Here is a 23,963-nt window from a genome sequence, read left to right as displayed (position 1 = left end):
CTCGCCGGGTGCCGAAGATCCTCGTCATCGACGATCAGCCCGCCGTCTGCGTCGCGCTGGCGACGCTGTTCGAGCTGCACGGGCACGAGGTCCGCGTCGCCGCCACGCCCGACGAGGCGATGGCGGCGGTGCTCGGCGACGAGCTCGGCGCCGTGGTCCAGGACATGAACTTCCGGCAGAGCGCCACCTCGGGCGAAGAGGGGATGGATCTGCTCCGCCGGATCAAGGCCGTCGACCCCGAGCTGCCCGTCGTGGCGATGACCGCGTTCACGTCGATCGCGGGCGCGGTCGAGCTGATCAAGGCCGGGGCGAGCGACTACGTGCCCAAGCCGTGGGACGACCAGAAGCTCGTCGCCACCGTGGGCAACCTCGCGCGGCTGCGGGCGCTCGAGCAGGAGAACGCGCGCCTCCTGGCCCAGCGCGGGCGCGCGCGGCACAGGCTCGCCGAGCGCCACGACCTGGCCGGGCTCGTGTACGCGAGCGACGCGATGCACGAGGTCGTGAGCCTCGCCGTCAAGGTCGCGCCCGCCGACGTGCCTGTCCTCATCACCGGGCCAAACGGGACCGGGAAGGAGCTGCTCGCCACCATCGTCCAGGCCAACTCGCGGCGGCGGGACCGGCCGTTCGTCAAGGTGAACGCCGGGGCCCTCCCCGACGAGCTCGTCGAGGCGGAGCTGTTCGGCGCCGAGCCAGGCGCGTTCACCGGCGCGACCCGCCTCCGCGCCGGCCGCTTCGAGGAGGCCGACGGCGGCACCCTCTTCCTCGACGAGATCGGCACGCTGTCGCTGAACGGCCAGAAGAAGCTGCTGCGCGTCCTCCAGACCGGCGAGTACCAGCGCCTCGGGAGCAGCGTCACCCGCAAGGCCGACGTGCGCGTGCTGAGCGCGACCAACCGCGATCTCCCGCGGGCGATCGCCGAGGGATCCTTCCGCGAAGACCTGTACTTCAGGCTTAACGTCATAGAATTAACAATCCCTGCGCTGCGCGATCGCCCCGAGGACATCGTGCCGATCGCGAGCCACCTGCTCGATCGCCTCGCCGCGCGCGCGGCGGGCGGCGAGCGGGTGACGCTCGGCCCGCGCGCGCGCCACGCGCTCACCGAGCACGACTGGCCGGGGAACGTCCGCGAGCTCGAGAACCGGCTCACGCGCGCGGCGCTTGTGCGCAAGGGCGAGACGATCGAGCCGCACGACCTGGGGCTCGACGCGGCCGCGCGCGTCCCGCCGGCGCCCATCGCGACCGGCGCCGGGCCCGCTGCGCACGCCGCGTCCTACGCGCCTTCCGCGACCTCCTCCGAGCGCCTCGAGATCGAGCGCGCGCTCGTCGAGGCGCGCGGCGTCGTCGCCAAGGCCGCGGCGTCGCTCGGCCTGAGCCGGCAGGGGCTCTACCGGCGCATGGACCGGCTCGGGATCCAGATCGAGCGGAAGCTCAAGTAGCGCGCTCGTCCGGCGGCGGCGGCAGGCGGCACTCCGCCACGGCCCCGCCGCCCTCGCGGCGCCGCAGCGCGAGCGCTCCGCCGTGCGCGGTCGCGATCTCGCGGCAGAGCGCGAGGCCGAGCCCACGGCCCTGCTGCTTCGTCGAGTAGAAGGGCAGGAGCGCCTTGCCCGAGGCGTCGTCCGGGAGCCCATGGCCCCGGTCGGCCACCGTGAGCGCGAGCTCGCCGGTCGAGAGGCGCCGCACCGAGACCTCGATCTGGTCGGGTGAGCTCCCGGCCTCGACGGCGTTCTTGAGCAGGTTCAGGAGGAGCTGCTGGATCTGCGCAGGGTCGAAGAAGCCGGGCTCGTCCGGCGCGTCGCGGAGCGTGAAGGGCGCGAACCCGCGCAGCCGCTCGAGGAAGGGGCGCCACGGGACCCGCTCGGGGGCGGGCGGCGGGAGGCGCGCGAGCTCGGCGTACGCGGCGAGGAAGCGGGCGAGGTGCGCGCTCCGCTCCTCGATGGTGTCGAAGACCACGCCGAGGCGCTCTCGCTGCTCCGGGCGATCGAGCAGGAGGCGGCCCGAGTGGATGAGCGACGAGATCGGCGCGAGCGAGTTGTTGAGCTCGTGGCTGATCAACCGGATCGCGTTCCTGTGGAGCTCCGCCTCCCGGCGCGAGATCTCGCGCGTGAGCGACCGGACCGAGACGAGGACGTGCGCCTGGGTGTTCAGGCGGAAGGCGCGGCGGGCGACGTACAGCGTCTCGAGCTCGCCCCGGCGCTCGACGGACACGAGGGCGTCCCGCCCGGCGACCATCGCGGCGCGGAGCTCCTCGGGCTCCCCGGCGAGCAGCGCGGAGAGCGTCCTCTGGCCGATGCGCTCGCCCGCGGCGAAGAGGGCGCGCGCGGCGCCGTTGCCGTACACGATCCGGCCCGCCTCGTCGTGGAGCACCATCGCGACGGGCGTGGCGTCGAGCGCCGTCTCGAGCAGGAGCTCCTTCTGGTAGAGGTCGTCGCGCTGCGCCCGCAGGGCGTCGCCGAGGCGGTTGTAGCGCTCGACGAGATCCCCGAGCTCGTCCTGGCGGCGGCGCCGGACGCGCTGCGTGTAGTCGCCCTCGGCGAAGCTCGCGAGGCCGTCGGTCACCGCGCGGAGCACGCCGAGCGTACGCCCGAGCAGGAGGCGGGAGCCGAGCGCGCCGGCGACCAGCGCGAGCCCGAGCCCCGCGAGGGCGCACCCGGGCAAGGACACCTGCGCCTGCGCTGCGGCCAGGCTCCCGGCGCAGGCGGCGGCGGAGCTCAGGAACACCACCGCGGCATGGCGGGCCCGGAGCGGCGTCATGATCGCGACGCCTCGGCGGGGGAGACGGCGCTCGCACGGAGCGCGGGCAGGAGCGCCGCCGCCATGCCGGCGAGCCACACGGCCACGGCGACCAGGGCGACCGCGCGTGGATCCAGCGGCAGGTCGAGCTCAGGCGCGGCCGCGCGCGCCGCGGCCCGGAGCCCGGCGAGGACGGCCGCGCCCGCGGCGAGGCCGGCGGTCGTGAGCAGCGCGTTCTCCACGAGGATGAGGCGCGCCACGTCGGCGCGGGTCGCGCCCAGGGCGCGGCGGATGCCGAGGGCCTGGCGGCGCTCGGACACGAGCAGCGACGCCATCCCGATGCGCCCCAGGAAGACGACGACGAGCATCATCCCGATCAGCGTGAGGGCGAGGGCGCCGGCGCCGCGGTTCGTGTGGGTGTCGAGCTCGGCGCCTTCGTCGAGCGCGCGCACGAGCACGAGGCGGCGCGGGTCGGCGCGCTCGAGAGCCTCGCGCACCCGCGCTCCGTCGCCGTCCTCGCCGTCCTCGCCGTCCTCGCCGTCGGATTCGACCCGGATCAGGTAGGAGAGCGTGCGGCCGAGCGGAGGCCCCTCGGCCGCGAAGAGCACGCTGTCGGCGTCGGGCCCCAGGGCGGCGCGGAACGGCGGCACGACGCCGACGATGGCGAGCGGCTTCTGCCGGGCGCTCCGGCGCACGATCTGCCCGATGGCGCGGCCGTCCGGGAAGAGGCGCGCCGCGAGCGCCTGCGTGACGACGGCGGGCGTCGACGCCGCGTCCGCGGCGTCCCCGGGGGCGAGCAGGCGCCCTTCGAGCGGGGCCAGGCCGAGGACGGCCGCGACGCCGCCGCGGTCGTCCAGCATCCACGCGAGCGCGCTCGGACCGCCCGGGGAGGTCGCCTCGACGATCTCCCGGTGGGTGATGTTGAACGGCGCCGAGCTCGCCTCCGCGGCGCCGCGGACGCCGGCGACGCGCGCGAGGGCCTCGGTGTCGCGGCGGACCGCGGCCTCGCGCTCGCCTCGGGACGCGAAGCTCGGGCCGTCGCGCTCCGTCATGGCGAGGAGCAGCGATCGCGTGTCGATGCCGCGCGGCGCGGCGGCGGCGCGGGCGTAGTGGAGGGCGAGCCCCGAGGCGTGCACGGCGACAGCGAAGCCGAAGGCGGTCTCGAGCACCATCAGGAGCGCGGGGATCTTCTGGCGGGCGAGCGCCCTGACGATGGGGCCGATCACGAGCGCCTGAGCCCTTCGGCCGGGGGTTGCCTCGCCGCGCGCCACGCCGGGTACCCGCCGGCGAGGAGGCCCAGGACGAGCGCGACAGCGACCGTCGCGGCCGAGGTCCGCGCGTCCAGGTGGTAGTCGATCGGCCGCAGGTGGATGACGCGGTTGACGAGGGCGAGCGCGGCCACGGCGACGCCGAGGGCGAGCGCGGCGCTGCCCGCGGCCACGAGCATCGCCTCGAGCAGGAGCTCGAGGAAGACAGCGCGGGAGCTCGCCCCGAACGCGCGGTACACGGCGATCTCGGCGCGCTTCGCGCGGAATTTCCCCTCGAGGAGCCGCGCGGCGTTGAGGGTGCAGGCCCCGAGGAGCACGTCGGCGAGCAGGGCGAAGAGCGTCGTGCCCGGGTCGTCCACGCGCAGCGCGTGCACGCGCTCGCGCGGCACGAGCTCGGCCCCGAGGACGCGCCTGCCGCGCGCGCGCTCGCGGGCCACGTGGGCGTCGAGCTCGGCCTGGAACGCGGCCCGGCGTGCCTCGTCGGGGAGCTCGACCAGGAGCTCCAGCCAGCCGTTGTCGGAGGCCGCGAGCGCGTCGAAGCCCCCGCTCGGGTCCTCGCGCTCGTGGATCAGCGGCGGCCGGACGCCGAGCGCGATGCCCACGGCGCTCGGCGCGAAGACGATGGGGTGAAGCGAGGCGCGCGTGCCGGGAGGGGCCGGGATGGTGACGACGCCGGCGACCCGGAAAGGCTCTCCGAACAGGCGCAGCGTGCGCCCGAGGCCGCTGGCCCCGCCGAACAGCGTGCGCTCGGCCGCCTCGGTGAGCACGACCGGGCGCTCCTCCCCGGCGCCCTCCGCCTGCGACCAGAGCGCCCCGCGCCGGACCGGGATCCCGAACATCCCGAACAGATCGTGGGTACAGAACGCCACCACGACCGGAACGAGCGGACCGCCGTCGGCGCTGCCGGCGGCCATGGCCGCGAAGAGGTCGGTCTTGCGCGAGGGATGGGGGCTCCCGAGGAGGACGCGGTCGCGCAGGCTCGAGGGATGAATCGCGGCCGGCGCCACAGGCGCGCCGCCCTCGTGCGGGACGGAGACGAGGTAGACATCGCGCGCGGACGCCAGCGGGTCGGACGTGCGCTCGTGGAGGACCGCGCGCGCCGCCGTCCACACCGCGAGGCCGAGCGTGAACGCCAGCAGCACGATCGCGGTATGGCCCGGCTGCCGCCCGAGGCTCCTCCGGGCCAGCCAGAGCGCGTGGCCGAACCTCATTCGCGGCTCGCCTCCGTCGCCGGCGCCTCCGCGCGCGCGCCGGGGTCCGAGGGCGCCCACGGATCGATGAGCTTGCCGTCGAGCACGTGGACCCTGCGGCGCGCCCGCGCCGCCAGCTCGGGATCGTGCGTGGTCATGACGATCGTCGTGCCGCCGGCGTGGATGCGCTCGAGCAGATCGAGGATCTGCCGCGCCGAGCGGGAGTCGAGGTTGCCGGTGGGCTCGTCGGCCAGGAGGAGCGAGGGCTCGCCGACCAGCGCGCGCGCGATCGCGACGCGCTGCTGCTGGCCGCCCGAGAGCTCGCTGGGCCGGTGGTGGAGCCGCGCGCTCAGGCCGACGTCCTCGAGCGCGCGCAGGGCGCGCTCGCGCCGCACGCGCGCGCCCATGCCACGGACCCGCAGCGGCACGTCCACGTTGTCGAACACGTCGAGGTCGGCGATCAGCTGGAAGCTCTGGAACACGAAGCCGATCTTCCGGTTCCGGATCGCGCTCGCACGGGCATCCGAGAGCCCCTGCATCGGCTCGCCGTCGAGGAGGTACTCGCCCCCGTCGAAGGGATCGAGGAGCCCTGCGACATTGAGGAACGTCGTCTTTCCGGAGCCGGAGGGGCCCATCACGGCGAGGAACTCGCCGCGCGCGACGTGCAGCGTGAACCCGGCGAGCGCGTGGGTCTCGAACAGACCGCGCCGGTAGACCTTGGTGACGTTCGTCATCCGTATCATGTCGGTCTCTGCGGCGCGTCGAGGGCGCCTTCCCTCCTGGCAGCGGCCGGCGTTCGGCGGCTCTCGGTCGTCGGGGAGCCGCTGGCCATGAGCCCATTCGTCACGAGCAAACCCATAGCCGATCCTCCTCCGGAAACGACGTTCGCCGCGCTCGAGCGGCGCCTCGCGGGCGACGCCCCCTCCGCTGCGACGGCGCCTGTCGCGCCGCACGCCGCCGTCAGGCCGGGCGCGACGAGCCGGCCGGCGCCCGCCTCCGCGCCGAGGATCGTTTGGCAGGAAATGCAGGCACTTTATCTTCACGGCCATCGGCCAGACAGCTACCGTCGTCGCGTGAAGCGGCTCCCTGCATCGAAATCCGCTCCCTGGGCCACGCCGCGCGCGCATCGCCATGGCCCGACGCGCAGGGTGGTGGCCGTGGCGTACGACGGCGCGAGCGCCATCGACGTCGTGGGGCCCACCGATGTATTCGCCCTGGCCTCGGACATCGCGAGAGCGAAGGTGCCCGGCGCTCCCCCCGCCTATGCGGTCGAGATCGCCGCCGTGGACGGCGGCGTGATCCGGACGCTGTCGGGGGCGCAGATCGTCGCCCACAAGGCGCTCGCGGATCTGGCGCCCGGCATCGATACGGTGCTGGTCGCCGGGGGCGAGACCCGGGAAGCGACGCGCGATGCCCGGCTGCTCGCCTGGCTCCGCGCGGCGACGCCCGAGGTGCGGCGCATGGGCGCCGTTTGCACAGGCGCCTTCCTCCTCGCCGCCGCGGGGCTGCTCACGGGGCGCCGGGCGGCCACCCACTGGCATTCCGCGGCCGCGCTCGCGCGCGAGTTTCCCGGCGTCGAGGTCGATCCCGACGCGATCTTCGTGCGGTCCGGGAAAATCTACACGTCGGCGGGCATGACAGCGGGCATCGACCTCGCGCTCTCGATGGTGGAAGAGGATCTCGGATACGACATGGCGCTCCAGGTGGCGCGGGGGCTCGTTGTGTTCCTCAAGCGCCCGGGTGGACAGTCCCAGTTCAGCCGCCCCCTCCTCGCGCAGACGGTCGCCACGGGCCCGCTGCAGGGCGTGATCGACTGGATCCTCCGGCACCTCGACGCCGACCTGCGCGTCGAGGCGCTGGCGGAGAGGGCCGGGATGAGCCCGCGCAACTTCGCGCGGACGTTCACCCGGGCCATGCGGATGACCCCCGCGAAATTCGTCGAGGCGGCCCGTCTGGAGCAGGCGCGGTCGTGCCTCGAGGGGGGCCGAGCGTCGATGAAGCAGCTCGCGCGCGACTGCGGCTTCGGCACGGACGAGCGGATGCGGCGCGCGTTCCAGCGCACCCTGCAGGTCACGCCGGAGGACTACCGGAGGCGCTTCGGCCGAGCGTGAGCGGACGCCGGGCGCTCGGCCGAGCGCCGTCGACGCTCGCCGGATGCGTCGCGCGCGGCTGCGCGCGACGAGGCGCGCCGGGGCCCTGCGCCTGCGTGTCCTGAAAGCAGGGGACGATGTCCTTTCGGCCCCCGCCAGCGTGGCTCACAGTCGGGTCAACGAAGCGCGTTCAGCCGCGCTCGTGAGCGCCAGGCGCGGGGCCGCGTCGAGACGGAGCTCCGCCATCAAGGCGATCATCAGCAGATGAAGAAACGAAAGGGATGAGGACGAAAGATGACGGACGCCTATGATATCAAGCTGCCAGATCCTCGGCCGCCGCTCCAGGTCGGCATGGTGCTCTACCCGGGTCTCACGGCGCTGGATCTGATCGGCCCTCAAAGCGTGCTGACCGCTCATGCGACGACCTATCTGCTCTGGAAGACGCGCGACCTGGTCATGTCTGACTCGGGGGTTCCTATCCAGCCGACGGCGACCTTCAGCGACTGTCCGGACGACCTGGACATCCTGTTCGTGCCAGGCGGCATGGGCACGCCCGACGCCATGGTGGATCAGGAGATCCTTCGGTTCCTGAGGGATCGAGGCGCGCGATCCAGGTACGTGACCTCCGTGTGCACGGGATCGCTCATCCTGGCCGCAGCAGGGTTGATGCAAGGATACAAGGCCACGACACACTGGTCCACGCGCCACATCCTGGAGGCGTTCGGCGTGGAGTGTGTCCGGGCGCGCGTTGTGGTCGATCGCAACCGGATCTCGGGCGGCGGGGTGACCGCTGGCATCGATTTCGGGCTGGCGCTCCTGGCGCTGCTGCGCGGCGACGACGCGGCGAAGCTGACGCAGCTGATGCTGGAATACGACCCCGCCCCGCCCTTCAACGCCGGGGTGCCCGAAGCTGCGGGCCCCGAGCTGACGCAGCGCCTATTGAGCGTCCTCGAGCCGTACGATCAGCAGATGCGGAAGATCGCCGCCGAGAGGAACAGCAGATCGAGCTGAAGCGCGCCGCTGGCGCAGATCGCCCGCGCTGAGCGCGACGCGCCGTGTCGAGGCTGCCCAGCGACCGCATGAGTCTGGACAGGCCAGGACTTGCTGAACTTGCAAGGCGGTTGCATTCGAATCGCCCCGGCACGCTCGCCTGCTCGAAAAGCAGCTCGTCCGCCGCGAGGGCGCGCCGCGCCGACGGCGTCGATCGCTCCCGTGCGCTATAGGGTGTCGCCGCGGATGAAGCAGCAGCAAGAGCATCTGTGGCTCGACGACTTCATCGGAGGGCTCCCCCTCCCCGTCCTCGTGCTGAGCCCGGCGGGGGTCGCGACCCACGAGAACCCGGCGTATCGAGCGAGGTTCGGCCCGAGCGCCGAGGAGGGCAGCGAGATCGCGTCCGCGCTGCGGGGCGGGCACTCCTCGGCGCTTCGCGCGGCGCTCGACGGCGTCTCGCGCGCGGTACCCCTCGGTCCGGTCAGCGGCGTGCCGCTCACTGCGCACTATTTCCCGATCCGCGATGGTTCAGGCGCCGTGGCGTTCGTCGGGATCTTGTTCGTCGAGGCGCGCGCCGCTCCGGTGCCGGCCGCTCCAGCGCTGACCTCCGAGACCCACGATATCCCGGAGGTCGAGCGCAGCCTTCGCCGCATCCTCGACATGATGCCGCAGCTCGTCTGGTCCACGCGGCCCGACGGCTATCACGACTTCTACAACCGCCGCTGGTACGACTACACCGGCGAGACGCCCGACGCCACGCGCGGCGCCGGCTGGAACGACCAGCTGCACCCGGACGATCAGCAGCGCGCCTGGGAGCGGTGGAAACTATCCCTCGAGACGGGGGAAGACTACCAGATCGAGTACCGCTTCCGGCGCGCCGACGGCGTATACCGCTGGTTCCTGGGCCGCGCGCTGCCGATGCGTGACGAGGCAGGGCGCATCCTCCGGTGGTTCGGCACCTGCACCGACGTCGACGATCAGAAGCGCCTCGAGCAGCAGCGCGCCGAGGTCCTGGCGCAGGCCGAGGAGACCAGCCGGCTGAAGGACGAGTTCCTCGCGATCGTCTCGCACGAGCTCCGCACGCCCCTGACCGCGATCCTCGGGTGGGCGCGCATGCAGCGCTCGCGGCCGGAGCTCGCGCCCAAGGCGATGGAGGTCATCGAACGCAACGCCGAGGCGCAGGCCAGGCTCATCGAGGAGATCCTCGAGAGCTCACGCATCGTGACCGGGAAGATCCGCCTCTACCCCAGGAACGCGAGCGTGAACGAGCTCGTCCGCACCGCGGTTGACGCCATCCGGCCGGCCGCTGACGCAAAGGCCATCGGCCTCGTGGTCAGGCTCGATCCCGGCGCCGGGGACATCGTCTGCGATCCCGATCGCCTCCAGCAGGTGATCACGAACCTGCTGGTCAACGCCGTGAAGTTCACGTCGGGCGGCGGGCGGGTCGAACTCCAGACGGCGCTCCGCCCGGGCGGCGTCGAGGTGGCGGTGACGGATAACGGGAAAGGCATTTCGGCCACCTTTCTTCCGCACGTGTTCGAGCGGTTCCGTCAGGCAGAGGCGGCCACCACACGGCAGCACGGCGGCCTCGGTCTCGGGCTGGCGATCGTCAAATACCTCGTCGAGCTCCATGGCGGCACCATCCGCGCGCGGAGCGACGGCGAGGGGAAAGGGGCGTCCTTCAGCGTGCGCTTGCCGGTGCGGGCCGTCGCCCTGGCGGAGAGAGAGGGCGCCGAGGTCTCGTCCGAGATCGAGCATCCCTCGGCCGGGACGATCACCCGGCTCGACGGACTGCGTGTGCTCGTCGTCGACGACGAGCCGGACGCGCGGGAGCTCGTCACCATGGTGCTGCGCGAGGCAGGCGCCCAGGCGGACGAGACCGGCTCGGCCTCGGCCGCGCTGGAGATGATGAGTCGCGCTCGGCCCGACGTGCTCGTCAGCGACATCGCCATGCCGGAGCAGGACGGCTACGCCCTCCTTCGCGAGCTCCGGTCCCGCGCCCCGGACCTCGGAGGCTCCGTGCCGGCGCTGGCGCTCACCGCGTTCGCCCGGCGCGAGGACATCATTCAGGCCCGCGACGCCGGGTTCCAGCTCCACCTCGCCAAGCCGGTCCAGCCGGGCGAGCTCGTGGCGGCGGTCCATCGACTCGCGCGCAAAGGTGCCTGATACGATACCGTCGAAGAAGCGGAGACAATTCACAGGGAGGCGGGGAGACGGGGAGTATTTTGAAGATTTCCCTCCCCGTCTCCCCGCCTCCCTGTGAAATTCTCCCCGCTGAAAAGGGCTGCAAATGAGGGGATTCCTCGGAGGTCAGGCGGGCGGGTTCCAGTCGGCATAATAGCGCTGCCGCATGCGCTCACAGTAAGCAACGAGGTTGGGCTGGGCCTCGGCGTGACGCTTCAGCGGGGAGTCGACGGGGAAGCGCAGCACGCTGGCGAGGAGGGCGTACACGGTCGCGTCCACCGAGCTCGGCTCGGTCCCGAGCATGAAGGGCTGGTCGCCGAGCAGGGTGGCGATGGCGTCGAGGTCCGCCTTGCCCTGGGCATAGATCTCCTCGCGGCTGTGGCGCCCTGTGCCCTGCGTGCGGAGCATGCCAGTCATCCTTTTGCGCAAGAGCTCGACGATCACGCCGCCAACGACCGGCGGCATGAGCGGAAGGAAGATGGGGCGGTAGGCGGCCCACCCCTCGGGCTCGCTCCAGCGGACGAACACCACCATCCAGTAGAACGCCTCTTCGAGCATGCGCCGGATCACATGGCCTCGAGCGCGCGCCTCCGGGGTGAGGTGGGCGTCGAGCTTGTCGCCGTGGGCGCGCTCCAGGTGCTCGATGATGAGCTGCGAGTCGCCCATGGTACAGCCGTCGATGTCGACATAGGGGATCTTGCCCTTTGGCGCGCGGCGCGGGTCGGCGGAGCGCACCTCGTAGGGGAGGCCGGCCATGCGCAGCCAGGTCTCGAGCTTGAGGCAGAATGGGCTGATGTTCGGGACGCCCCACGCGGCGGGGGCCTGATGGAGGGTGATCATGTCGGCGCTCCTTGTTGAAGTTCAGGCACGTCATGCCATCTCCGCCGAGGAGCGGCGCGGCGTCTACGCCGACGGATGAAGGACGAGATCCCTCGCTCGTCCCCGCAAGAAATCGGCGCCGGACGGCGCGCACGACACCTGTCCGCCTCCCCCGCGGACACCTGTCCGGACGCGGACACGCGCCCTCGCGCGCCGCCCGCCGATTGCGGCCAATCCTCTCCGGCACGCCCGCTGCTTGGGCGCTCCGCATGCGACTTCTCATCTACTTCGTTTTGCCCTCCGCCACGGCGCTCCTCCTCGGTTGTTCCCCCGAGGCGGCGCCGGGCGCGAGCACCCCGACATTCCACAGGGACATCGAGCCGCTGCTCCAGAAGAGCTGCCTCGGCTGCCACGCGCAGGGCGGCACCGCGCCGGTGAGCCTGGCCTCGTACGAGAGCGCGAAGGCGCTCGCGCCGGTCATCGCCGACGAGACCGAGGCGCGGCGAATGCCGCCGTGGGGCGCCCTGCCGACCGACGAGTGCGCGCCCCCTCGCCCGTTCCGGGGGGACCTGCACCTCTCCCTCGACGAGATCGCCCTGCTCCGCGCCTGGAGCGACGCCGGCGCGCCCGAGGGGGATCCCGCGGACGCCCCGGCCCCCTACACCCCCGTCGCGGCGGGCCTGTCGCGAACGGACCTCGAGCTCTCGCCAAAGGCCCCCTTCGCCGCGGCAGAGGGCTCCGACAGCTTCCGCTGCTTCGTCCTCGATCCTGGGCTCACGGAGCAGGCCTGGGTCCAGGGCTACGACGTGCTTCCGGGGAACCGCGCCGTGGTGCACCACGCGCTGCTCTTCATCGACGTGAACCGCGAGAGCGAGGCGCTCGGCGGCGAGAGCGGCAGCTACGAGTGCTTCGGTGATGCGCGCCTCTCCGAGACGGCGCTGCTCGGCGCCTGGGCGCCCGGCACGCAGGCGTTCGAGTTGCCGCCGGACATCGGCATCTCGGTGCCAGCCAATGCGCTGCTCGTGATGCAGGTCCACTACCACCCGAAGCCCGGCGAAGAGCCCGGGCCCGACGCGACCCGGGTCGCGCTCCGCCTCGCGGACGAGAAGCCGAGCCGCGCGCTCTCGCACCTTGCGCTCGGCAACGCGGAGGCGCCGTTCTGGGACGGCAACGGGCTCCTGCCCGGGCCGGGCGACCGCGGGAGCGTCGAGTTCCGGATCCCGGCCGGCGCCCGGGGGCACGTGGAGCGGATGCGGTACGTCATCGACTTCCCGATCCCCGAGATCTCGATCTACGGCGCCGGCGTCCACATGCACCGGGCCGGCGTCGACCTCAAGGTCGACCAGATCCGCGCCGATCCGAAGGGCGACGAGGCCGACCGCGAGTGCCTCGTCCAGACGCCCGCGTGGGACTACAACTGGCAGCGGCTCTACAGCTACGACGCGCCGATCGCCGAGCTGCCCACGCTGCGGTCGGGCGACACGATCGAGCTGCGCTGCACGTACGACAACACCACGGAGAACCCGGCGCTCGCGGCGCAGCTCATCGAGGAGCGCCTGCCCGCGCCGCAGGACATCGTCCTCGGCGAGTCGACGCTCGACGAGATGTGCGTGGCATTCCTGCCTGTCGTCCACCCGAACCTCTGAGGAGACGCCGATGCTTTCGAACCACTGTCACGCACTGTTCGGTCTCGGCGCGCTCCTGCTCGCCGCGTGCTCTTCATCATCACCGAGCTCCGCGCCGCCAGGGCGCACGGAGCCGCACGAAGACCTCTGCCCGGAAGGCTTCGCCGATTGCGACGGCGACAGCGACAACGGCTGCGAGGCCGCCCTGCTGACGAGCGTCGAGAGCTGCGGCGCTTGCGGCGCGCGCTGCGCGGGCGGCGACGGCGCGACGGCGCTCTGCTCCGCGGGCGCCTGCACCCTCGTGTGCGACGCCGGGCGAGCCGACTGCGACGGCGACGGCAGCAACGGCTGCGAGGTCCTCGTCGCGGAGGACCCGCGCCATTGCGGGGCCTGCGGCGTGATCTGCGCCGACGCTTGCTGGAACGGCACGTGCGACGCCACCGTGCTCGCCAGCGAGCTCCGGCTGCCCACGTTCCTCAGGGTGGACGCGACCGGGCTCTACTGGACGAACCAGGGCCCGGGCGACGCGCCGGACGGCAGCGTCATGCGGCTCGATCCGGGCGGCGAGACGCCGGTGGTGCTCGCGCCTGAGCAGGAGCTCCCGGGCCCGCTCGCGCTCGACGAGGCGGCGGTGTACTTCGCGCACGCGCGCGGCCTGGCGGCCGTCCCGAAGGCCGGCGGCGAGGTGACCGAGCTCGCGCCCGACGCCCGCGGCGTCACGGCGCTCGCGGTCGACCAGGGCGCGCTCTACTGGGTCGAGGCGGGGACGCCGCCGGCGTTCGAGGACGGCGGGCTGTTCATGCTGCCTCTCGGCGCCGAGCCCGGCGCAGCGAAGGTGATGCTCGCGGCCATCTCGGGAGTCGCCAGCGGGGTGGCGCTGGACGCCGGCCATGTGTACGTGACCGCGCGGGGCACCGGCGCGGCCGACGGCGCGATCTACCGGGTAGCGCGCGACGCGGCGCCGCCGAGCACGCCGGAGAGGCTGCACGAGGCGCTGATTGCGCCGCGTGCCCTCGAGGCGCGCGGCGGCGCGCTCTGGCTCATCGAGGGGCGCGGGATCGCCACGTTCTCGCCCGGGAGCCCGCTTCGCAGGGTCGTCCAGGATCTGCCGCAGATCCCCGCGCAGCTCGCGTTCGACGACGCGCGCGTCTTCTGGACGACCGCGCGGGAGGCCGACGGCCAGGTGCAGAGCGCGCGGCTCGACGGGAGCGATCTCGCGACGCACGCGCGCAACCTGAGCTACCCGTGGGGCATCGCCGTGGACGGGACGAACCTCTACTGGAACCTCGCGTGGAACGGCGGGCCCGCGACGGGGGCGCTGGTGCGCGGGCCGAAGGGCCCGTGACCGCGTTCTCCGCCGGGGGAGCCCGGCCTCAACGCCGGCCGACCTTCGCGCTCGCCGCGGCGTGACCGCGCTGGATCGCGCGGGCCCAGAGGTCGGAGCGCTCCGGGCCGTGGTCACCGGCGCGGGCGATCTCCGCGCAGATCGCGGCGGTGAACGCGTCGCCCGCGCCCGCCGCGCGGGCCTCGGCCACGACGGGCGGGGCGACCGCGATCTCGCCGAAGGGGCCGGTGGCGCGGGCTGCGCCGGCGCCCTGGGTGAGCACCAGGGTCGCGCTCGGCCGCATGGCGGCGCGCACCTGGGCGTCGTCGAGGCCGAGCCCGGCGAGGTCCGCCGCGCTGCACCGCACCACGTCGGCCTCGCGAAGCAGGGCGTGGAGCACGCGCGGATCGCGCCCGGCCCAGAGGCGCCATCGCGCGTTGAGGTCGACGACGACGACGGTGCCTGAGCGGCGCGCGGCCCGCGCGGCGCGGCAGAGCGCGGCGATGGGCGCGAGCGCCGGAGAGATCCCCGAGAGCAGCAGCACCGGCGCCGCCCACCCCTCGGGCACCGAGAGGGGCAATTCGTCCTCTGCGCGGTGGGCGACCATGTGCCGCGCCCCGCCGGTGTCCTCCAGCACGATGAGCCCCTGACGGGTCGGGATCAGCGCCACACCCGCGACGTCGACGCCGACCGCCGCGACCCTCGCCAGGAGCGCCCGACCCGGAGCGTTGTCGCCGAGCGCCGCCGCGAGCCCGACGCGGAGCCCGCTCCGCGCGAGCGCGACCGCGGCGTTCACCGCCCCGCCGCCCGGCCGGAACCGCAGCGAGGCCCCGCCCGGAGGCGCGAGATCCCAGAGGGCCTCACCGGCGCAGATGACGTCCAGCGTCGCCCCCCGCGACGGCGCGATGCGCGCCGCCGTGTCCCGCCCAGCGCTCGCCAGCATGGATGCCATGGGGTTCCCCATCTTACACCATCAGGATCGCAGCGGCGCGCCGGCCGCGCCGCTGGCCGTCGCCACCTCCTCCGGCCTTCACGCTTTTTCACGCAGCGGCGCGGTCGCCCTGACTACGCTGACCCGCATGGCATCCGGAAAAGGTCGCTTGCTCGGGCTCCTCGGCGGGCTGGTGCTGACCGAGGCGAAGGTGCAGGCCGTGGACACGCCCCACCCGCTCTATCGGCGCGTGGTGCTCGAGGGCGAGGAGCTGCGCACGCGCACCTGGCAGCCTGGCGACAAGATCCAGGTGCTCCTCCCCTCGAACGACGTGCGGACGTACACCCCGATCGACTGGGCGGACGGCCGGACCACGCTGCTCCTCCACGCGCACGGGAGCGCGCCGGGCGCGCGGTGGACGGAGGCGGTCCGCCCGGGCGACGTCGTGCGGTTCGTCGGCCCGCAACGCTCCCTCCGTCTGGGAGGCGTGGGCCTCCTGACCGGCGACGAGACCTCGCTCGGCGTGGCGGCCTCGGCGCGCCGCCTCGGCGCCCACGCCGTGCTCCGGGTGACGAACGTCCCCGCGGCGGAGGCGGCGGCGCGATCGCTCGACGTCTCCGTGGACCTCGCGGGGTCCGACGAGGAGGCCGCCGCATTGCTCCGCGAGCGCGCGGCGGGCGTCGCCACCGCGGTGGCCTGCGGCGGCGGCGCGTGGATCCAGCGGGCCCGGGAGGTGCTCCGGGCGGCCGGGGTGCGGGAGGTGCGCGCCAAGGCCTACTGGATCGCGGGGAAGACCGGGATCGATTGACCCTCTCTGCACACCGGCGAGCGCTGGACGGGTGGTTTGTTGGCCACCCTCGCGCGTCCTGATAGCCCCTCTGATCGAGGTGGTCGGGATCGATGATGCAGATCGGACGCTGGGCGCTCGCCGTCGCGCTACTCACGCTCTCCGCTGACGCCCGTCCGGACCCGCGGAGCGGCGTCGCCGAGGCGCCGCGCGCCCGCGCCGGCGTCACGCTCGCCGAGACGCGGAGCCGCGTGCATCCCGCCGCCACGCGGCTCGGTGACGTGGTCCCTCTCCTGCGGCAGGACGCGTCCGCCGAGATCTCGGCGATCGACTGGAGCCCGCTCCGGCTCACCCGCCGCTACGGGGTTGCCGCCACCGTGGTGCGCCTGGACACGCAGCGCACCGGGGAGCGAACCCTGAGGGCGGCCTGCGTGGTGTCGGCGGCCGTGCGCGAGCTCGACACGGGCAACATCCTCTTCGTGGTCGAGGGCCGCGCGCGGGTCGAGGACAGCGCGGCGGCCGACGAGCGCGCCCAGCGCGACGCCCTCCGGGCCGCCGTCCAGAGCGCGGTGCGCGCGGTGCCGGACGGCCTGCGCCGCTCGCGGTGAGCGTGGGGGCTCCCGACAGGCGGAGGAGAGCCGCGCAAAGCCGCTCCGACCTGTCGAGAATGCCCCGCCGACGACCAGCAGCTGACGTGACGCACGAGACACGGATCCGCTGATCCGCCCATAAAAACAAATACATTCGATGCCCAGGCGCCGACGCGGCTGTTAATCTAGCCCTACCGTGTTGGTGATTCGGCGGGCGCAGTGGGACCGGCTGGCGGACGTGGCCGACGAGGCGTTGGCGGACCGGCTGGCGGAGATCGCGCGCCTGCACTGGCCGGCGGCCGCGGCGTTGACGCCGGAGGCCCGGCGCGAGCGGGTGAAGGGCGCGCTGGCACGCGGTCGGCGGGCCGGGTTCGTCGCCGATCGCCACGCGGGGTGCTTCGTCATGCTCGACTTCGCGCTCGGCGCTGGCTTCGAGCAGGAGCGGGACTGGGCGCGCGCCATCCTCGGCGAAGAAGGAACGAGGCCCGCCGAGCGCCTGCAGCGCCTGCTCACCCGGGCGCGCGGGGAGCTAGGGTGACCGGCGCGCTCAGGGGTGGGGCGGTCGGTCTTGCGGCAGGGCTGCCCGCGCCGCCGCCGTCGCGGGGCGAGCCGTCCCTTCCTCCCGCCGTCCGCCTCGAGCGCCTGGGGTTCGAGCACGCCGCCGCGCTTCAGGCGCTGCTGTCGTCGGCGGCCGTGGCCGGGCCCCTCGGGCTGCGCCGCCCGCTGCGGCCCGATCACGCCGTGGGCGACGTGGCGGCGCTGCGCCACTTCGAGCGCGAGGGGACCCGCGTCGGATTCGCCGTGGTGGTCACGGGCGCGGGGGGCGCCGCCGTCATCGCCGGTGGATGCGACCTCTGCGCCATCGATCGTCTCATCGGCGAGGCCACGCTCCGCTTTTGGCTGGGCGAGCCGTTCTGGGGGCGCGGGATCGGGCGCGCCGCCGTGGGCGCGCTGCTCGACGAGGCGCGCGTCCGGAGCTTGCGGACGCTCAGGGCAGTGATAGCCGCCGACAACACCCGCTCCCGGCGCCTCGTCGAGGCGCTGGGCTTCGCCGTCGGCGGCGACGGGCTGCAACGTCCGGCGACGGAGGGGAGCGCGCCGATCCTCGTCTACCTCCGCGCCGTCTGACCGCCCCGGTAGAACGAATCGGCTCTCGAGCTACGAATGGACAATCCCGATCACCTTCCCGCCAAGCGGCTGTCTTCGATGAACTGGGGGCAGGAGCGCGCCGGGTTCTTCCGGTCACCCACGCTGCAGGAGCTCGGCCTCGCCGATCTCTACCCGTTTCTGAGCTCGGAGGTGGAGGGGAGCTGGCCCGATTGCGGCGAAGTGATCGAGCTGCTCGAGACCCTTCGTTTGCGGACCCGCTACTACCGCAAGCGGTTCATCACCATCGAGCAGAGCGGGCTCGACCTCTCCACCGCCGCGGTCCAGATCGAGATCATGGACAAGAGCGGACCGACGACGAGCTGCTCGTTCCTGGCGGAGGAGGCCAGTCGTGAGGAGCAGGGACGGCCCGAAAAGCTGTTCGAGGACGCCGGCTACCCCGCGACGTCCGCCACCGAGCTGTTGCTGGCCTGCATCTACGAAGGGAACGTCGAAAAGGCGAAGGAAGCCATCCTGGCAGGCGCCGATCTCTACCTGCCCTGTGGGTACAAGCCGTTCATGATCGACGCATTCCTGCCTCACTACTCGGGAGCCATCGATTTCTCATGCTCGCCCCGGCAGGCAGCGTACGTCGAGTATTGCTGCTCCCTGGTGGCGACCAGCAGCGTCTCGTGGGTGTGCAACTCGAAGAAGCGCGTCGCGAAGGCGCGCCTCGCGATGATGCAGCTGCTCCTCGACCACGACCAGACCGACGTCCACCCGGACGCGCTCCTGACCAGCAAGTTGACGTTCGACCTGGGGCACCTCGAATGCCTCCTTGACGGGCCGCACTGGCAGCATCAGGGAAAGCAGGATGCCTCCACCGACGTGCGCGACTTCATGCTCCTGTTGCTCTGCTGGCTGGTCGGCCTGTGCACCGAGCTCAACGAAGCGAACCGCCGGCGCTCGTGTGGAATCGAGGATCTCTGGCAACGACTCCTGGCGATCGACTCGCTCTGCGAGCTCTGTGTCGCGATCCTCTACGGCCAGGGGATGACATACACCATCGGGCTGCCACCGTTGAAGGCACCGCTGGCCTTCTCGGTCGAGCTCATCACCGAGGTCTTCCAGCTGCAGGCCACCGTCGCCGATTGCGCCCGGGAGCTGGACATGCGGCTGCGAAGAGAGCTGAACATCGCCGCCGCCGTCGTTCCGGGGGGACGCGAGGACCTGTGGGGAGCCGCGAAGCGAAACCTCTGGAACTACCTGCTGGAGATGCAGGGCGCATTGCAAGGTTCGGACCTCATCTGGTCCGCCATCTTCACGCCGATGGACCCCGTGGCGCACCTCGCGCTCTTGAAGAAGCCGACGGCCGTGTTCGATGGTTTCAGCCAGGTGCTGGAGAACAGAGCATCGGACCACCCGGGCAAGGCGGAGAAGTACAGGCGACAGCTGGAGGCCCTGCGCGAGTACGACGAGCTCGCGCGAGGGATCGTGAGCCAGTCGCTGAAACAGCGAGGTTGCATCGACCTCCAGACCATGCTCACGCTTCGCCGCAAGCTACCGGTCGCGGTGAAGGTCGAGGCGCTCATCGCTGGCGCGCTGGGCCTGGAGCAGAGCCTGCAGCAGCACATCGAGGAGGCTCTGGCGGCTGTTCACGCCTCGATGACACACCCCAAGGAGTTCGGGGTCGCCAAGGAGATCAAGAACAAGAATGACCCCAGCGTCTGCGGGAGCCGTCCCGATGTCGAGTTCTACGGCCAGGGCGGCCTGGCGTGGGACGCCAAGCGCCTGGGCGGCAACCGCAAGGAATGGGACGTCACGCAGCGCAAGGGGTTCAGCAGCGCCAGCAAGATCCCGTGCGCGCTGCTGCTCGACGCCACCTACGGCAACCAGCGCCGCTACCAGCGGGGCTGGGCCGAGATCTTCGCGGAGATCGCCCGCGCCAGGCTGCGGCTGTTCCGCGTCGTGAAGGGGGTCTGCCGCCCGGCGCTGCTCGAGATCTCGGTGACCATGATCTGCAAGGCGCGGAGCCCGCAGATCCTCATTCCGGGCGATCCCGAGCTGAACCCGCGCTGCTCGTACGGGGCCCTCATCGTTGCCGAATGGCTCAGCACCAGGAAGCTTGTGGACAACGCCGCCATCCAGCTGAAGACCACCACGAGCTCACATGCGTGGCTGTCCGCGGCCCTGAACATGATCTGCAAGGGGGAGCTCACCTGGTATGACTTCTTCAAGGACCACACCAGGGAGCTGGGACTGACAGGTGGCCGCCACGTGTGCGTCGAGATCGCCCTGACTGCCGTCCCTTTCCTGACATCCCCGGCGCCCCCGAGCGAGGAGGCCGGCGAGGAGATCAAGAACCTCTGGCGGATCATCTGGGTGGTCGACGCCCATCGGTTCTTCATCACCTTCACGCACTACGAACGCTGGTCCCTGGACCACGAGAAGCAGATCGTGCAGATGCCGGCGTTCTTCGAGATCCTCGGCGTGCCGCCGCTGACCCTGGACCAACCGCCCACGGGCCAGACCGTGGCGACAGCGTTCGGGGCCTTCGCGGGGGCGCTGAAGTGATGGCTTCGCCTCGCTAGGGCGCGATGACGCCGCGATGAACGTCATCTTCTACAGCGCGGCATCGAGGTGCTCGCGGAGGGCTTCCGTGACCAGCGCGCCGCCGGGGTGATCGCCGCGTTCGTCGTCACCGACCTCGTCGCCGAGGAGGCCCGCCTGCGCAGCGCCCCGTCACGGGTCGGAGCGACCGCGCCCCCCCGATGGCGGCGAGGACAGCGCGTCGACCTCGCCGCGCGTCACGAGCTTGTCGCCGTCGCGGTCGAGCGCCTTCATCATCTCGCCGACGACCACCTCGGACGGCGTCTCGGAGCTCGCCCTCGAGGCGGCGGCCCTGAGCTCCTCGGCCGAGACGCGCCCGTCACCATCGGCGTCGATCGCCTCGAACGCCCCGAGCTGACGGACGAGGTCCGCGGCGAACGACTCCACAAGGACGAGCTTCGGATCGCGCCCGCTGTCCGCCGGCGGCACCTTCTCCGGGTGCTCCTGCGCGAAGCGGACCAGCGGCGCGATGTCATCCATGCCGCCGAGGAGCCCGCGCGGGAGGGCGATCCGGTACTCGCGATCGTCGACCAGCGGTAGGCCGTCGATCGCGATCAGGACGCCTCGGGCGTCCGTCGCCATCCGGTCGTCGACCTGGAGGTAACCGCCGTGCTGGGCGGGTGCGCGCGACCGCGACGCGGCGACGGCCTCGCGGACGACGCGGCCAGGCAGGAGGGTCACCACCACCTCGTTGCTGAAGGGCACCTCGGCCTTGAGATCCCCGTACGTGAAGCGCTCCCGGTACGCGCGACCGCCGCGGATGCCACCGCCGTTGAAGAGGCACCCGTCCGCCCCGAGGGCGTCGCGGATCCGCGAGGAGAGCAGCGCGCCGAGCGATGTCTGCTGCACCCGCGTCCCGACGGACGAGAGCGCGCTCCCCGGCGGGAGCCGGAGGAGGGTCGCCGCGTCGAGGTCGCGCACGATCTGCATGTGGCCGTCGACGCGCGCGCGCATCGCCGGATCCTCGGGGTAGGCGCCGACCTCCTCGATCCGGACGGTGACCGCGGGCAGGTCGGGCACCCCGGCAGGCGGCGCCATGGCCGGCCACACGAGGTCGATGATGGCGGCGCTCTCCGCGTCCGTGCCGGCCTTCACGACCCAGCAGCCGTCCACGTCGTCGAGGATCACCTCGTGCTCATGGCCGCCGAGGATCACGGGGAAGCGCGGATCGCGCTGCGCCCGCGCGAGCGCGAGGTCCTGGTCGCGGCTCTGGTGCGTGATCGGGATCACGCACGCGCACCCCTCGTCGCGGAGGAGCCTGCGGGTCCAGCGGAGGGCCGCCTCGTTCGCCGGCTCGATGTCGATCCCCCCGAACGCATCCCGCCGGTACAGGCCCTGCACGTGCACGAGCAGGCCGAGGAGGCCGATCCGGACCGTCCGCCCGCCGGGGCTCGAGATGTCGAGGATCTCGTGCGTCGGCAGCGCCGGAGCGAAGGAGGGCATGTTGGTGTTGAGCCATGTGCCCTGGAACTCCTGCACCCGCGCCCTGAGCTCCGGGAGCTCGACGTCGGCCTCGTGGTTGCCAAAGATGGTGTGGGTGATCGGCAGCGCGTTCATGCAGTCGACCATGCCCCTGCCGTGATCGAGGCTCGACAGCAGGCTCGGCGCGAGGAAGTCGCCGGCCATCACCGTGATGAAGCGATCCACGGGCGCGGCGGCGTGGCGCCGCACGAGGGTCGCGAGGCGCGGGAGGTTGTCGAGCAAGTACACGTCGTTCACGCAGACGATCCGCAGAGAGGGGCCTCTGGGCAGGGCGTGTGCGGCGGCGGTCATGGCCATCGAAGATAGCCCAGCCACGGGCGCGCGACGCCGTCAGCGCCGAGCGCCCCTCGCCTTCGGCGGGCGCCACGCGCGCAGGCTCTCCGCGAGCGGCTCGAGCACCGCGCGCACCCGCGGAATGGCGCGGGCGCTGCGCGGGCAGAGCAGGACGAGCGAGCGTCGCGCGGGCGGCAGGTCCACCTTCAGCTCCACGAGCGGCGGGTGCCTCCGGAAGTGCGGGTGCTCGCGCGCGAGCATCATCGCGCCGAGGCCCAGCTCGCACGCGCGGATCTGAACGAGGTAGTCGTCGGACGCGAACGACGGGCGCCACCCCGGGATCAGGCGGCCGAGCGCGCTGTTCGGGGAGAGGTCGTCGAGCGGCGGCGCCCAGCCGATCCAGGCGAGCTCCGCGGGATCGGCCTTGCCCGCCACCTGCGCCGCGTACGGCTCCGACGCGAAGGCGCGCAGCTCGATGTCGACCGAGGCGACGCTCTCCTCGTCGGCGGGGACGCCCAGCCGTAGCGCCAGATCCGCCTCCCGCCTCGTCAGATCGAGCGGGCGCACCGTGGACACGACGTGCAGCTCGATCGCCGGCGCGCGCCGAGAGAAGGCCGCCGCGAACGGGACGAGGAAGCCGTGCGCGATGCCGGGGGGCGCCGTCACCCGGACCACGCCCGTGGGCGCGTGCCGCCGCTCCGCCGCGCGGGTCAGCTCGGCGGCCCAGTCGGCCATCCGCTGCGCGGGCTCGACGAGGCCGGCCCCGTATGCCGTCAGCGCCGTGCCGGCCACGCCGCGGTCGAAGAGGGGCTCGCCGAGGAGCGCCTCCAGCTCCGCGAGCCGCCGGCTCACCGTGGGCTGGGTCATCTGCAGCTTGCGCGCAGCGGCGCTCAGGCTGCCTGCCTCCGCCACCGCGAGGAACAGCCGCGCATCGTCCCACGAGATATTCATCTGCGTATGACTACATGCGACTTTCGCCAGTTACCCATTCATTTTTCGGAGAGCACACTGGCGGCATGTCCAGACACACCTTCCGCTTCGTATCCCGCGCTCTCCTCGCCTCTGCGCTCCTGCTCGGCGCGTGCGCCGAGCCGCTCCCGGCGCCCAAGGACCCACCGGCGTCGACGCACGGCGCGGTGAGGGCCACGCTCGGCACGCCGATCCGGCTGCAGACGATGGAAGCGCTCCTCGATCAGGCGGGTCCCATCACCGTCGAGACCGTCGTCAGCGCGCGGTGGGAGACCAGCCGCGCCGGGCTCATCAACCTGGCCCACGAGCGCGCCGCCGGACTCACCGACGGCGCCGAACCGGTCGACATCACCTTTCACGCGCTCGCACACCCGGCGCGGGGCCTGTACCTCATCGACACGGGCGCGTCGCAGGCGCTCGCGGCGAGCGACCATCCCCTTCGCACCGGCCCCGTCGGGCAGGCGCTCAACTTCGGCGCCTTGCGCGTGGAGGCCGGCCTCGGCGCCTGGCGCGGCGAGCGGGCGCTGGCCGGCGTGCTCCTCACGCACCTGCACATCGACCACGTGCTCGGCCTGCCCGACGTGGCGCGCGACGTCCCGATCTTCGTCGGGCCCGGCGAATCCACGTTCGAGAGCCCGTTCCATGCGCTCACCCAGCCCACCGTGGACCAGCTCCTCCAGGGCCGCGCGCCGCTCGAGGAGTGGGCCTTCGGCGGCGAGGGCGTGATCGACGTGCTCGGCGACGCATCGCTCTTCGCGCTCTCGGCGCCGGGGCACACGCCGGGCTCGGTCGCCTACGTCGCGCGGACGCCCGAGGGCCCGGTGCTCTTCACCGGCGATGTGTGCCACACGGCCTGGGGCTGGCGGAACGACGTCGAGCCCGGGAATTTCTCGTCCGACCCTGCCGGGAGCGCCGAGAGCCTCGCCTTCCTCCGCGCCCTCGCCGCCCGCCACCCATCGATGCAGGTGCGCCTCGGGCACCAGTCGCTGTGAGCGCCGCCCCGTCACGAAAGGCG

At 72.7% G+C, this 23,963-nt stretch carries 20 protein-coding genes; 12 read left to right on the top strand and 8 right to left on the bottom strand.

What is annotated here, in order from left to right; all coding sequences use genetic code 11:
- Window positions 1-8 precede the first annotated feature (8 nt).
- Window positions 9-1,436: a sigma-54-dependent transcriptional regulator gene (locus WME79_RS47945; RefSeq protein WP_437529427.1), complete on the top strand. Its 1,428-nt coding sequence runs from the start codon at window positions 9-11 to the stop codon at window positions 1,434-1,436.
- Here the strand turns inward: WME79_RS47945 and WME79_RS47940 are convergent.
- From WME79_RS47940 to WME79_RS47925, 4 genes are read right to left on the bottom strand one after another with little or no spacing between them, the layout of a single operon-like run.
- Window positions 1,429-2,751 (bottom strand): sensor histidine kinase, encoded by a 1,323-nt coding sequence (locus WME79_RS47940; RefSeq protein ID WP_437529425.1) that lies wholly within the window; start codon window positions 2,749-2,751, stop codon window positions 1,429-1,431. The genes WME79_RS47945 and WME79_RS47940 overlap by 8 nt on opposite strands.
- Window positions 2,748-3,956: an FtsX-like permease family protein gene (locus WME79_RS47935; protein WP_437529423.1), complete on the bottom strand. Its 1,209-nt coding sequence runs from the start codon at window positions 3,954-3,956 to the stop codon at window positions 2,748-2,750. Before WME79_RS47935 ends, WME79_RS47940 begins: the two co-directional genes overlap by 4 nt.
- A complete protein-coding gene (locus tag WME79_RS47930) occupies window positions 3,953-5,209 on the bottom strand; it encodes an ABC transporter permease (protein WP_437529421.1) in 1,257 nt (418 codons plus the stop codon). The genes WME79_RS47935 and WME79_RS47930 overlap by 4 nt, the downstream gene beginning before the upstream one ends.
- Window positions 5,206-5,931, bottom strand: a complete 726-nt coding sequence (locus WME79_RS47925; protein ID WP_437529418.1) for an ABC transporter ATP-binding protein — start codon at window positions 5,929-5,931, stop codon at window positions 5,206-5,208. Before WME79_RS47925 ends, WME79_RS47930 begins: the two co-directional genes overlap by 4 nt.
- 414 nt (window positions 5,932-6,345) lie before the next feature.
- Here WME79_RS47925 and WME79_RS47920 point away from each other — a divergent pair, with 414 nt between their 5' ends.
- The 3 genes from WME79_RS47920 (at window position 6,346) to WME79_RS47910 (ending at window position 10,434) form a co-directional block, all read left to right on the top strand.
- A complete protein-coding gene (locus tag WME79_RS47920; RefSeq protein ID WP_437529415.1) occupies window positions 6,346-7,299 on the top strand; it encodes a GlxA family transcriptional regulator in 954 nt (317 codons plus the stop codon).
- 273 nt (window positions 7,300-7,572) lie between these two features.
- Window positions 7,573-8,289 (top strand): DJ-1/PfpI family protein, encoded by a 717-nt coding sequence (locus tag WME79_RS47915; protein WP_437529412.1) that lies wholly within the window; start codon window positions 7,573-7,575, stop codon window positions 8,287-8,289.
- Window positions 8,290-8,514: 225 nt separating this feature from the next.
- Window positions 8,515-10,434 (top strand): ATP-binding protein, encoded by a 1,920-nt coding sequence (locus WME79_RS47910; RefSeq protein WP_437529409.1) that lies wholly within the window; start codon window positions 8,515-8,517, stop codon window positions 10,432-10,434.
- Window positions 10,435-10,578: 144 nt separating this feature from the next.
- On the opposite strand, the gene WME79_RS47905 is transcribed toward WME79_RS47910, so the two are convergent.
- Complete coding sequence (locus tag WME79_RS47905) at window positions 10,579-11,292, bottom strand: glutathione S-transferase family protein (protein ID WP_437529407.1); 714 nt, start codon at window positions 11,290-11,292, stop codon at window positions 10,579-10,581.
- A gap of 248 nt (window positions 11,293-11,540) precedes the next feature.
- On the opposite strand from WME79_RS47905, the gene WME79_RS47900 reads away from it, so the two are divergent.
- Window positions 11,541-12,917 carry a hypothetical protein gene (locus tag WME79_RS47900; RefSeq protein ID WP_437529404.1) on the top strand — a complete coding sequence of 459 codons (1,377 nt, stop codon included), beginning with the start codon at window positions 11,541-11,543 and terminating at the stop codon, window positions 12,915-12,917.
- A 10-nt stretch (window positions 12,918-12,927) separates the two neighbouring features.
- Window positions 12,928-14,241 (top strand): hypothetical protein, encoded by a 1,314-nt coding sequence (locus WME79_RS47895; protein WP_437529402.1) that lies wholly within the window; start codon window positions 12,928-12,930, stop codon window positions 14,239-14,241.
- A gap of 28 nt (window positions 14,242-14,269) precedes the next feature.
- Here the strand turns inward: WME79_RS47895 and WME79_RS47890 are convergent, their stop codons facing one another.
- Window positions 14,270-15,172 (bottom strand): PfkB family carbohydrate kinase, encoded by a 903-nt coding sequence (locus WME79_RS47890; RefSeq protein ID WP_437529400.1) that lies wholly within the window; start codon window positions 15,170-15,172, stop codon window positions 14,270-14,272.
- A gap of 127 nt (window positions 15,173-15,299) precedes the next feature.
- Here WME79_RS47890 and WME79_RS47885 point away from each other — a divergent pair, with 127 nt between their 5' ends.
- From WME79_RS47885 to WME79_RS47865, 5 genes are all read left to right on the top strand, one after another.
- Complete coding sequence (locus WME79_RS47885; protein WP_437529397.1) at window positions 15,300-15,959, top strand: siderophore-interacting protein; 660 nt, start codon at window positions 15,300-15,302, stop codon at window positions 15,957-15,959.
- 92 nt (window positions 15,960-16,051) lie between these two features.
- Window positions 16,052-16,546 carry a hypothetical protein gene (locus WME79_RS47880; RefSeq protein ID WP_437529394.1) on the top strand — a complete coding sequence of 165 codons (495 nt, stop codon included), beginning with the start codon at window positions 16,052-16,054 and terminating at the stop codon, window positions 16,544-16,546.
- A 178-nt stretch (window positions 16,547-16,724) separates the two neighbouring features.
- A complete protein-coding gene (locus tag WME79_RS47875; RefSeq protein WP_437529391.1) occupies window positions 16,725-17,066 on the top strand; it encodes a hypothetical protein in 342 nt (113 codons plus the stop codon).
- Window positions 17,063-17,656 (top strand): GNAT family N-acetyltransferase, encoded by a 594-nt coding sequence (locus tag WME79_RS47870; protein ID WP_437529388.1) that lies wholly within the window; start codon window positions 17,063-17,065, stop codon window positions 17,654-17,656. Before WME79_RS47875 ends, WME79_RS47870 begins: the two co-directional genes overlap by 4 nt.
- A 36-nt stretch (window positions 17,657-17,692) precedes the next feature.
- On the top strand, window positions 17,693-20,188 hold the full coding sequence (locus WME79_RS47865) for a hypothetical protein (protein WP_437529385.1): 2,496 nt from the start codon (window positions 17,693-17,695) through the stop codon (window positions 20,186-20,188).
- Between the two features lie 168 nt (window positions 20,189-20,356).
- On the opposite strand, the gene WME79_RS47860 is transcribed toward WME79_RS47865, so the two are convergent.
- A complete protein-coding gene (locus WME79_RS47860) occupies window positions 20,357-21,997 on the bottom strand; it encodes a 5'-nucleotidase C-terminal domain-containing protein (RefSeq protein ID WP_437529382.1) in 1,641 nt (546 codons plus the stop codon).
- A 39-nt stretch (window positions 21,998-22,036) separates the two neighbouring features.
- Entirely contained in the window at window positions 22,037-22,930 is an 894-nt protein-coding gene (locus tag WME79_RS47855) for a LysR family transcriptional regulator (RefSeq protein WP_437529379.1), read from the bottom strand.
- A 65-nt stretch (window positions 22,931-22,995) separates the two neighbouring features.
- Here WME79_RS47855 and WME79_RS47850 point away from each other — a divergent pair, with 65 nt between their 5' ends.
- Entirely contained in the window at window positions 22,996-23,940 is a 945-nt protein-coding gene (locus WME79_RS47850) for an MBL fold metallo-hydrolase (RefSeq protein ID WP_437529376.1), read from the top strand.
- The last annotated feature ends 23 nt before the right edge of the window (window positions 23,941-23,963 follow it).

This window comes from Sorangium sp. So ce726, from assembly GCF_051521405.1.
Classification (GTDB): domain Bacteria; phylum Myxococcota_A; class Polyangia; order Polyangiales; family Polyangiaceae; genus Sorangium.
The sequence above is the reverse complement of the archived record's forward strand: the minus strand, read 5'-3'. Positions and strand labels throughout refer to the sequence as shown.